This window comes from Microcoleus sp. PH2017_35_SFW_U_B (genome assembly GCF_020737865.1).
GTDB lineage: Bacteria > Cyanobacteriota > Cyanobacteriia > Cyanobacteriales > Microcoleaceae > Microcoleus.
In genome coordinates, this window is sequence record NZ_JAEQDE010000147.1 from 1 (window position 1) to 11,043 (window position 11,043).

Genomic DNA, 11,043 nt, shown 5'->3' on the forward strand with positions numbered 1-11,043 from the left:
ATTGTGCTTTGTATTATATACGAGTTCCTGCGAGCGTCAACATGGCAGGTAAAAAATTATAATCAGTCCAAATGCAGATTTCTCTGACGCAAGACGCCCACATCTGTCATCCAATGGCACGGGGGCAAAAACAAATTGAACTACGGGCAAATAGTCTCGTGCCGCCACAATTTGCTCAAAAAGCTACCCAAATAGTCAAGGATGGGTAGCTTTGTCCATAAATTAAGTTACAGTTCCTAACCCCGAGCTTGGGGCGGTGGCTGGGTGCCACTCTCTCCTCAGGTAATGCGTTCAACAGTTGACAGTTGACAGTTGACAGTTGACAGTTTGAGAGCGACCTCTACCCTTAAGTCCGAGGATTGGAGCAATGAATAGTCTGATTTTAATTTCTCCCGAGCAGGCTTGGGGCTTTCAACCAATTCTTTCTGGTAAATTTTTGTTTCCATCTTTTACAGACTACAGACTTGGGAAAAACCTCAAACAATCTGCGATTTTGGGATGCCCCGATTCGGGCTTGTCCCCGTGCAGTCGATTTGAGCAACCTTTTATGATAGCTTTCGATCTGTGTTCATGGCTAGAGATTAATGGTACAATAATCTCGGGGTAGCATAAAAAATTGCTCGAAACTGCGTCGGTTTCGGTTGCCAAGAGTGCCAACCTTTAGACTGGAAATTGGTGTGGATTTTCTTGGTAGTGCTGACATTTGACTGGTTCCAGAGAGTTGCAATCGGATGTGGTCGCTGTCTGTCCCGTGGGCGGACTTGTGCTTCCGCTAGCCGATCGACTGTCGGGCCTGCTGACAACAAATCTCTCAGCAGTGTTAAGCTTGTCATCGCGAAGTCATTGTCTTCGCTAACTCGATCGCTCAGTCCCTTGCTGCGCTGCTAAAATTTTGTTAATAAAATTTACTCGGCGGTATGTATCTAAACAATTATGGTATAGTCTTTAGTTTCTAGCTCCCAATCAGAGCTTGAGGCTATAAAAAATATGCTGAGAACCCCGTCCTTTCAAGACGGACATGAAAGCTAACCGGAGGCTAAGGCAATGCCAGTGACAAGAGTGAGATTTCGTTATTGTCATAGTATCTACAAAATGATATAATATTTTGTAGAGCTAGTCAAGAATCATGCTAAATCTCAGTTACGAGTACAAACTAAAGCCGACAGACAAGCAGATTTCTCAAATCGAAAGAACTCTGGTAATTTGTCGTAAGGTTTGGAACTACGCATTGAGAGAGCGTAAAGACTGGATTAACTCTCGTAAATGTCCGATTAATGCTTGCTCGATCGCTCGCGAGTACATTATTCCGGCTGATGCTCCCTACCCAAATTATTACAATCAGGCAGCGGAGCTAACCAAAGCTAAAGAGTTGTTTCCCGAACTTAAAACGGTTAACACAAAAAGATGCTTCAACAGGTGTTAAGAAAGCTGGAAACAGCCTTCCTAGACATGAAACGTAAGGGAATGGGATTCCCAAGATTTAAGAATAAATACCGAATGCGGTCGTTTGTATTTCCCCAAATGCTCAAAAATTGCCTCCAAGGAAATACTATTAAACTCCCACAGTTAGGCATTGTTGAATTCATTAAATCAAGAGAGATTCCTAATGAGTTTGCAATCAAGCAAGCTCAAATTGTCCGGAAGGCTAGTGGATATTTCATCATACTTTTCTTAGAATGTGATGTTAATGTTCCTCAACCAGTTGCACAGGGATTCCCCGTTGGCATAGATCTAGGTTTAGACCAATTTTTAGCAACTTCTGAAGGCAAATTAGTTAAACGTCCTAAGTTGCTCAAGGTCGAACACCGCAAGCTTAAATTGCTGCAACGTCGGCTCAAGAACAAGAAGAAAGGCTCTAACAACCGTCATAAGTTGAATAGAAAAATTGCTAGGCTGCATCAGCGTGTTACCGATACCAGAAAAGATTGGCAGTTTAAATTAGCTCATGACCTAGCTCTAGATGCGGGAATGATATTTGTTGAAGATATCGATTTTCGAGTCTGGGCAAAAGGTAGGTTTGGCAAACACACCTTAGATGCTGGTTTCGGTCAATTCATCGCGATTATGTCGTGGGTGTGCTGGAAACGGGGAGTACATTTTGAGAAGGTAAACAAGGATTACACTTCTCAGGTTTGTCCGAATTGTGATAGTCACACTGGCAAGAAAGCACTTGATGAACGAGTGCATAATTGCCCTGAGTGTGGGTATACAACACATCGAGATGTAGCAGCCGCTCAAGTTATTCGGTTTTCAAGGATTGTCGGCGGAGGGACGCTTCGTAGACATTAAAGAAATTGCCTGTGGAGGCGGTCTGACGGGAACCGGAAACGGTCTAGTTAAGAGCCTAAGAGACAGGAAGAAGAAAGCGTGAAGGTGTGGATGCGATCGCACCGGAATGCAACCTTTGAGAATTCCCGCGCATTTATGCCGGGGATCGCGTCAATAATTCCCATATTCGACCTTTGACCGCAAAACTTTAGAGGAAAAATTGCCGATTTTTAGCTCCTTGTTCCTCAAATGCTTGAATCTCAAATCGCTCGAATGACTCGGCTGCAAGCTATTTCTAACTGCCCAGCGCAGCTCAAGCGCATAAATTAAGATGATGGCCTCATGGAAGACCGCTTTAACGCCCGAGATCCGCAGTCAAATATAAATCAATTGATAGTTTCTACTCCTTTTTTTGCAGGTTTGCCTGACCCTGTAATCGAGAGAGCAACTGTCCACATCGTTACCCGCAGTCATCCGTCGAATCAAGTGATTTTACTAGAAAATGACTGGGGAACATCAGTGTATTTTATATTGGATGGTTGGGTGAAAATTCGCACCTACAATCTAGACGGAAAAGAAGTAACGCTGAATATTTTAGGGAAAGGAGAACTGTTCGGGGAAATGGCAGCGATCGAAGAAGCACCGCGATCGACAGATGTCATCACCCTAGCCCCGACACTGATCGGCAATATGCCAGCTCAAGATTTTGTGCAACTCATTCATACCGAGCCCCTCGCAGGCATTCGGCTAGCTCAACTGATGGCCCGCCGCCTGCGACAAGTCAACCGCCGCCTGCGTTTGCGAGAGTCTGACAGTACCTCGCGAGTAGCAGATATTCTATTATTTTTGGCAGAGGGGCAAGGGAAAAAAATGTCCAGTGGAGGTACAGAAATTCCCAACCTGCCGCACAGAGAATTAAGTAGCCTCAGCGGGCTGGCTCGGGAAACGGTAACGCGAGTGCTGAGCAAGCTGGAAAAAAAAGGAACTATTCAACGCGAACGTGACGTTTTGTGCATTCCCGACCTACACGCCTTGGAGCGTCTGTTAGTCTAATCACTACAAAACGAAATATTGGAGTATACTGGAGTGGTTATGTATATATTGGAGCGCTAAGCGCGATGTATCTGTCGTCTATTGACGAATTAGAGTGTATTGGAGTTTCATTATAGAATGCTAAAACGCCAAAAAGGATATTCAATTACAACCAAATCAGTTAAAGCGAAACTAATTCGCTCAAAATTTGATATGCAGGAAACCAAGGATGCTTACAACGAAGTAGTGCATTTTTATTTCCTGTTAATTGCTGAAAATCCTCAAGGCGTAAGCATTCCCGTGCAATCTAAGGGAGGCTGGCGATTCTACGAATTACTAACCGCTGGTCATCAGTTTATTAGCGGCTTTCCTTCCCCGCTAAAAAGATCCGCAATCCGACAAGCCATCGGTGCTTACGAAAGCTGGAATTCAACCTATCAAAAATGGTTGCATCGTCCGAAGCGAATGAGAGATCACAAACCTCCAGTTCATCCTAGGGCATTCCGGTTTAACCCGCATTACGATTCAGGGATGTGGAAAGAGGATGATGGTTTCTCCATTGTTTTGAAAATGCGAGTAGGGAATTCATGGAAATGGGTCAAACATCAATATCAATGTCCTAATGTTCCGACAGAATGGACAAAAGGTTCTCCAAGAATTCAAGTACAAAATGGTTCTTTATGGCTCGTTTTCCCCTTAGAAAAATATGTGCCTGCCACAGGAGGTATCAAGGGAATTATGTCTAACTCCGCATTTAGAACCTGCGGGATTGACATGGATTTAGACAAGTTTATTATCATTGCAACTGTTCTAGAAACCAACGACAGAGGCGAAACGACTGAAATCGCTAGGCACTTTATCAACCAGTCGCGTCACGTAGCTCGTAGGAAGCGGGATCTAGGACAAATTGCAATCAAGATGAGACAAACCAAAATAGTGAGTCGTGGTTTTGCTAAATCAAGATGGGACTCAATAACGGCCAGAGAAATTAATTTTTCCAGAGCGGTTTCAAGGGAACTTGTTGAGTTTGCAAAACACTGGAAAGTGGATGTAATTAGTTTTGAACACCTAGGCAATCTTCGCCCGAAAAAAGGCAAATTCTCTAGGAGATCAAATCAAAAGCGTGCCTACTGGCTAAAGGGAAAGGTCTTTGAGCAAGTCAAACGAATCGCATATCAAGATTATGCAATTGTGACAACTCGCGTTAGTCCGATGAATACGAGTCGCCTTAGTCCGTGGGGAGAACCACTTTGGAGAGGGGCTAAGTTTCCGTCTGACTCACTTCGATTTGAGGGCTATCAATCTGGAGCTGCATTGGTGGCAACTGCTGATGGGTACAAGGCTCACTCTGGATTAAATGCTGCCCGAAACGTGGCATTAAAAGCAATCAAGCGCAACCTACTAGAAGCTACGCTCAATCTTAAAAGCCTGAAGTAGTAATACGTGACGGTGTGCAATCAAACTAGAACGGTGTTAGCGACTACCACTTTGATTGTACTAGGCTAGGGTAAACTGCCTAAAAATTCCTACCTTACTACGCTCTATTTGGTTGGGACTAGCTCCCGCAAACTGAAAGACGCGACTACAGAGGAGTTAAAAAAGTGAACTATAATTGGAATATTGTGACTTACTCCGATTAACTCCATTTATGGGTTACTCTAGAAGTATCAGAGATTGTTAATTTGAATCTCATTCAACAACACTCTCTGTTAACTAACTGATATTGATGATTTCCCGCCGGAGGTAAAGCTGTGAGTTTTAAGAAAATTTTCGCCGCCGTCGATGATTCTGAACTTGGCCGCCGCGTCTTCAGTCAAGCCTTAGAATTAGCCTCGATCGATCGAGCTAAGATGATGCTATTTCACTGCGTTACTGTCAACTCGCTGGGCGAGACGGCAGTGCCAATTCCGGTAGATTTGGGCTTGAATGCCGAGTTAATGGATCAAGCTTATCAAGCTCAACGTTTGCGGCTGGAAAGGGAGGTAAAACAGTCTGAGGGTTTGCTGAAAAATTATAGCGAGGTTGCAGCCAAACAAGGATTGGAGGTGGAATTTGACTGCCAAATGGATGGCGATCCGGGGCATTGTGTCTGCGAACACGCCCAAACTTGGGGTGCAGATTTAATAGTAGTGGGGAGGCGCGGCCGCACGGGGCTTACAGAAGCTTTCCTCGGGAGTGTGAGCAATTATGTCGTTCACCACGCATCTTGTTCGGTATTTGTAATTCAGGAAGTCAAAGCTGAAAAATGATGCTGCTGAAAATTTTCCTGAGAACATCAATCTAAAATAAGACTGGCGTTCCTACCTAAACCTGGTTTGTGCGAACAATATTAAATTGGGTGGCGAGGCCTCCAAATAGTGAAACCGGAAATTAATCTTATGGCCCGCCAGTGTCGTAAAATATCAAACTTTATTCAGTTGACAATTGACAGTTGACCGCTTGACAGCGACCTCTACCTAGAAAGAAGAAGATTGGATTCAACAGTTGACAATTGACAGTTGACCGCTTGACAGTTCGAGAGCTACCTCTACCTTTAAGTCCAAGTATTCGAGTAATGAATAGTCTAATTTTAATTTCTCCCTCGAAGACTTGGGGCTTTCAACCAATTCTTTCTGGTAATGAATAGTCTAATTTTAATTTCTCCCGATCGCGCTTGGGGCTTTCAACCAATTCTTTCTGATAAAATTTAAAATCGGAAAATCGGAAAATTGGGAATCAGACGTGCAGCAGGCAAGTTCTGTAAAATCTCAAATCTAAAATCTCAAATCGGGAATCAGACGTGTAGCACGTAAGTCCTGTAAAATCTAAAATCTAAAATCTAAAATCTAAAATCGGATGAGTGATTTTTTGTCAGCAGATGCCGCGTCTAATTCAGGCAGTTCACCCAGTAGCAATAATGAGCCACAAACCGCCACTTTTTCAGCAATGGCTGGCGATCGCAAAAATTCCGACCCGGGGACGCCCCCCACTGGAGAAGCGCCTTTGAGGCTCGTAGAAACGGCATTTTTGGCAAGTACCGCTAGCTTGATTTGGCTGATAAATTATTACTTTCCCCTGGGCCCGTTGCTGCGGGTTTTTTTCCCGGTGCCCATAGCCCTGGTTTACCTGCGCTGGGGTAACAGAGCGGCTTGGATGTCAGCTTTGGTTTCCGGTTTGCTGCTGTCGGTACTCATGGGCCCAACGCGGAGCATTTTATACGTGATTCCTTTTGGAATTATGGGAGTTGCACTGGGAGGACTTTGGCGGCGCAAAGCGAGTTGGTCTGTCTCTATTAGTGTGGGGGCGGTAATTGGTGCTGTCGGGTTCTTTTTTAAGTTTTGGCTGCTGTCAGCTTTGGTGGGTCAAGATCTCTGGGTTTATGTAACCGCCCAGGTAACAGAGATTGTGGAATGGGTATTTGTGAAGCTGGGCTGGCTGAGCGTGCCGAGTTTGAGTACAATAGGGGCGATCGCCGCTGGGATGATTTTGATTAACAATATTGTATATTTATTTGTAGTGCATTTAGTAGCTTTGCTGCTGTTAGATCGTTTGGGAAATCCGATTCCGCGGCCGCCGCGCTGGGTGCAAGTTTTAATCGATTATGAGGAGTAATCGGAAGTCATTAGTCATTAGTCATCAGTCATCAGGAAGAAGGAAGAAGGAAGAGGGAAGAGGGAAGAAGGAAGAGGGAAGAGGGAAGAAGGAAGAGGGAAGAAGGAAGAAGGAAGAGGGAAGAAGGAAGAGGGAAGAGGGAAGAAGGAAGAGGGAAGAAGGAAGAGGGAAGAAGGATCTTGTAACAGATTTAACAGATGGATGTTGAGGGAAGGAAAAAAATCAAATTATCCGCTTTCCCTCTTTCTAGTTTTTCCGGCAATTACCAATTCCCCATTACCAATTCCCCATTACCAATTCCCCATTACCAATTCCCCATTACCAATCCCCGATTATTACTGCCAACTGTCAACTGTCAACTGTCAACTGACTAATTATGATTCATGTTTATACAGAAATTGAACAGGGCCAGCGGTGGCTCGATCGCCATCGGGGACAAAAACCGATATTTGCCTGCGTGTTAGGATTCACCGCAACTGGCTTAATTCCGGGGATTTCGGCAGCAGGAGCAACCCCGCGCGATCGACAATTTACTTGTTTGGCCGATGCAGAATTTTTGTATAACGGCCCGCAACCGTCACCGCAGTATCCCTTGCCGCCCCTAGAAGCCGGTGCCTCACCGGTGCTAATATCTCGCGCCGTAGTCGAAGCTTTGGAAATTCCCCTTTACCTGTTTAATGCAGGTTTACCCCTGCCGCCTCCCGTACCTACAATTGATTTGGGCGGTACTGCGGCAAAGTGTCTAACTTCTGGGAATGCTTTGGAACTAGAAATAGTCAAACATTTGCTGGAACAAGGATTAATTTGGGGCGCTAAATTGGCCGCCGAAACTAATGGCAGTTATGTCATTTTAGGGGAGTGCGTAGTTGGTGGCACGACTACTGCTTTGGGCGTGTTAATGGGTTTGGGAATTGCAGCGGCGGGTAAGGTTAATAGTTCTCACCCTACCTGCAATCACGCTCAAAAATTGGCTGCGGTGACAGCGGGACTCAATAATGCTGGGTGGGAAATCGGCAGAAAAAATAGCACCCCCCTGGATTTGGTGGCGGCGGTGGGCGATCCGATGCAAATAGCGGTGGCGGGAATGGCGATCGCCGCGAGTCGGACTTGCGGGGTACTTTTGGCTGGTGGCACGCAAATGCTGGCAGTGTATGCTTTGATGCAAGCCTTAGCCACGGAATACGAGCTGTTATGGTGTCCCGAACAAGTCGCGGTGGGGACTACGCGCTGGGTGGCGGAAGACCCCACAGGGGACACTGTAGGACTCGCCTCGGATATCGGCGGTGTCCCTCTGTTGGCTGCACAGCTAAGTTTTGCCAGTTCTCGCTACCCGCAACTGCAAGCTTACGATCGCGGGTACGTGAAGGAAGGTGTGGGTGCGGGTGCGTGTGCGATCGCCAGCGGCCTAGCTGTGAATTGGACTCCAACCCAACTTCTGCAAGCTGTGGAAGCCCTAGCCTCGCGGTGTGAAATTCAACAGTAAAACCGGGTTTTTCCTTTTCCGTGCCTGTCGGAATATCAGGCATTAAATATGAAAAATTCAGATGTGCGATCGAGCTGCCAACCTCGTTGTGCTGCTCAACTAGCTTTGTTTGGGCTGAATAATTATATCATTTTCTGTAGCATTTTTGCTTTCAGATTTACAGAATATTCTACACAATATCTCGCTTTGATGCAGTATTCCTCCTGTGAATTTCGCGAGACAAAACACTCTATTCAATGACTCTATAAGTAGACGAGCATAAATCAAGGCAACTTGTATTTTCTCTCTCGATCCATGCCGATCGCCAGCAGCAATATTTAATTAGACCCGCCTACGTGTGAGTGCATTCTTTTGGCGACCAACTGTTCTTCTAAGGCAGCAATTCGATTGTAAGCCGCTGTTAGCTGAGCTGTTAAGCGCTGGATTTGAATCTCGGAAGTCAGCTCTTTTTCCAGACTTTGAGAATTCTTGTCGAAGTAGTTGTCATCTAACAGTATGTCCTTGTGACCGAGGATGCCGTCGAGATTGCTGTAGCTTTGATAGGGAGAGGTTTTGTGATTTCCTGCTGTCAGGGAGCGATCGTCCATATGCTGCTGGGCCAGCTTCGTCTCCTTGGCGGACTCCAATAACTTTTCATTGAGGTTTTCTACGAGTTTGTACAAAGCATCGACTTGTTGGGTCAATGCTGTAACTTGCTGGCGTAGCGCTTCCATACAGTCATCCTCGGAATAGTAACTTATATCTTTACATATTAGGGAAATCTTTACATAAGTGGGATTTATCACTAAATTATTTAATTTTTGACGTAATTGTTGTCTTCCCAATCCTGACGCTAGGTTGAGATACTCAGCTTGAGGATTTTAGATTTTAGATTTTAGATTTTAGATTTTCTTGGATTCTGAAACGAGGTTTGTTAACTCCTATACTTTGTTCAAACCTTCAATCAGAGTTAAAAAAAACAAAAAAACTCGGCTTCTGAGAGTGGGAGTCCCTCCAGGAGTGTGAGATTGACTCGGCAGTCAATTTGCCATTTTTCGATTTGGGAGTTGAGATTGTTATGGAGACAGCAACCGGGTTTTGTAGTTATTAAACTGTCGCGGATTTAAAAGGACTTTTTCACTTCGTTTGTGGAAAAAGCGTCATCCAACGGCAGAGTGTGGCGCTTTCGCGGTTTCCTGATATTAAGGAATGTAACACAGATACAGGCGATCGCCCGCAAAGACCGGCAAAATTAGCCCAAAGAAATTTGGAGTTCAGAAACGAGGCGGTAAGTTGACGGCAAGACGAGCACCGACTCCGATCGCAGCAGAAGCTAGTACAATGGCTATGTGTTGGAAAAAGAAATAAGACAAATCGGTGCGGACTACCGGACTCGACAAACAATTATTTCCCGGGTCGCAGAACACAAAACATCGGTCAATATTTAGAAAAGCGGATTCACAGGTGAAACGAAGGTCTTTGCTATTGGGCGCAGCCACCCTAACTTTAAGTCAATTGGCGGCAGGTTGCGACTCGAAACCCACTCTCAAAATTCGATCGCTCAAAAACGGTATTCCGGCCCAACTCGCAAGCAAATTTAGCCGCGATTTACAACCGTCTCCGCAGTTGCAGGTAACGCAGGAAGGGCAATTAAAAGAATTATTCGCTTTGTTACAGGAGTGGAAACGGACACCGGAAGCCAAAAATCAAGCTGACTTGGTGATGTTGGGAGATTATTGGCTGACTTTGGCAATTCGGCAAAAATTGATTCAGCCGATCGATCCTGCTAAAATTGCTAATTGGTCGCAATTGCCCGAAAGATGGCAAAAACTCGTCCGGCGTAACGCTGACGGCCAATTAGACGCTAAAGGTCAAGTTTGGGCTGCACCTTACCGCTGGGGAAGTACGGTAATTGCCTATCGAACCGACAAATTTAAGGATTTGGGGTGGACTCCGACTGATTGGAGTGACTTGTGGCGAGTCGAATTGCGCGATCGAATTTCGCTACCGGATAGCGCGAGAGAAGTGATCGGTTTAACATTAAAAAAACTCGGAAAATCTTACAACACGCAGCAATTAGATAAAGTTCCCAACCTCAAAAAAGAACTGGCAAATCTGCACGCCCAAACTAAGCTTTACAGTTCCGATACATACCTGCAACCGTTAATTTTAGGTGATACTTGGTTAGCCGTAGGTTCATCTGGTGACGTACTGCCGCTGTTACAAACTCAAAAGGATATTGCTGTAGTAATTCCAGTTTCTGGAACTGCACTGTGGACGGATTTGTGGGTACAACCAGCATCAAAAAAGCCAGTTTCGTTAGTGGAAAAATGGATTAATTTTTGCTTGCAGCCTCAGATTGCGCCTCAATTATCTTTGCTGGCTAAAGCTAGTTCGCCGATAATTGTCGGCATGAAACCCGAGGCTTTGCCCGCCGATGTGCGAAGCAATCCCGTGTTGTTACCGGATGCTAAAATTCTTGCCGCCAGCGACTTTCTGCTGCCGTTTGGAGATGCGGGGATTGCCGAATATCGATCGCTTTGGCAAGAAATTCGACAAGTAGTGAAAAGTTAAGTAAGTTTTAAGGTACGTAGGGCTTGCTGAAAAATCAATCACATATTGCGTGGCATAGGTTTAGATGGCGCGAGGGAGAAAAAAGTGCAAGATAAACAGGTAATATAGATCAAAAC

The 11,043-nt window shown here is 45.2% G+C and carries 12 protein-coding genes; 9 read left to right on the forward strand and 3 right to left on the reverse strand.

Annotated elements, in window-relative coordinates:
• Positions 1-581: 581 nt before the first annotated feature.
• Positions 582-833: a hypothetical protein gene (locus JGK36_RS31395; RefSeq protein ID WP_293186856.1), complete on the reverse strand. Its 252-nt coding sequence runs from the start codon at positions 831-833 to the stop codon at positions 582-584.
• A gap of 293 nt (positions 834-1,126) precedes the next feature.
• Between JGK36_RS31395 and JGK36_RS34040 the strand changes: the two genes are divergently transcribed.
• The 8 genes from JGK36_RS34040 to cobT all read left to right on the forward strand — a co-directional run bounded on the left by JGK36_RS34040 (position 1,127) and on the right by cobT (position 8,374).
• Complete coding sequence (locus tag JGK36_RS34040; protein WP_325315607.1) at positions 1,127-1,423, forward strand: helix-turn-helix domain-containing protein; 297 nt, start codon at positions 1,127-1,129, stop codon at positions 1,421-1,423.
• Complete coding sequence (locus JGK36_RS31400) at positions 1,405-2,289, forward strand: transposase (RefSeq protein WP_363319713.1); 885 nt, start codon at positions 1,405-1,407, stop codon at positions 2,287-2,289. Before JGK36_RS34040 ends, JGK36_RS31400 begins: the two co-directional genes overlap by 19 nt.
• A 321-nt stretch (positions 2,290-2,610) precedes the next feature.
• Positions 2,611-3,321 (forward strand): Crp/Fnr family transcriptional regulator, encoded by a 711-nt coding sequence (locus tag JGK36_RS31405; protein ID WP_293152297.1) that lies wholly within the window; start codon positions 2,611-2,613, stop codon positions 3,319-3,321.
• Between the two features lie 117 nt (positions 3,322-3,438).
• Entirely contained in the window at positions 3,439-4,737 is a 1,299-nt protein-coding gene (locus JGK36_RS31410; protein ID WP_293199079.1) for a hypothetical protein, read from the forward strand.
• A gap of 314 nt (positions 4,738-5,051) precedes the next feature.
• The gene (locus JGK36_RS31415; RefSeq protein WP_293152300.1) at positions 5,052-5,549 is read left to right on the forward strand and encodes a universal stress protein; all 498 of its coding nucleotides are present in this window, start codon (positions 5,052-5,054) and stop codon (positions 5,547-5,549) included.
• Between the two features lie 586 nt (positions 5,550-6,135).
• On the forward strand, positions 6,136-6,891 hold the full coding sequence (locus tag JGK36_RS31420; RefSeq protein ID WP_293186858.1) for a DUF2232 domain-containing protein: 756 nt from the start codon (positions 6,136-6,138) through the stop codon (positions 6,889-6,891).
• On the forward strand, positions 6,881-7,099 hold the full coding sequence (locus JGK36_RS31425) for a hypothetical protein (protein WP_293199078.1): 219 nt from the start codon (positions 6,881-6,883) through the stop codon (positions 7,097-7,099). The genes JGK36_RS31420 and JGK36_RS31425 overlap by 11 nt, the downstream gene beginning before the upstream one ends.
• A gap of 168 nt (positions 7,100-7,267) precedes the next feature.
• Positions 7,268-8,374: a nicotinate mononucleotide-dependent phosphoribosyltransferase CobT gene (gene cobT / locus JGK36_RS31430; protein WP_293186861.1), complete on the forward strand. Its 1,107-nt coding sequence runs from the start codon at positions 7,268-7,270 to the stop codon at positions 8,372-8,374.
• A gap of 317 nt (positions 8,375-8,691) precedes the next feature.
• Here the strand turns inward: cobT and JGK36_RS31435 are convergent, their stop codons facing one another.
• Positions 8,692-9,087 carry a hypothetical protein gene (locus JGK36_RS31435; protein WP_293186862.1) on the reverse strand — a complete coding sequence of 132 codons (396 nt, stop codon included), beginning with the start codon at positions 9,085-9,087 and terminating at the stop codon, positions 8,692-8,694.
• A gap of 540 nt (positions 9,088-9,627) precedes the next feature.
• Entirely contained in the window at positions 9,628-9,753 is a 126-nt protein-coding gene (locus JGK36_RS31440; RefSeq protein ID WP_293192712.1) for a hypothetical protein, read from the reverse strand.
• 64 nt (positions 9,754-9,817) lie between these two features.
• Between JGK36_RS31440 and JGK36_RS31445 the strand changes: the two genes are divergently transcribed.
• On the forward strand, positions 9,818-10,927 hold the full coding sequence (locus tag JGK36_RS31445) for an extracellular solute-binding protein (protein ID WP_293186863.1): 1,110 nt from the start codon (positions 9,818-9,820) through the stop codon (positions 10,925-10,927).
• Positions 10,928-11,043 lie beyond the last annotated feature (116 nt).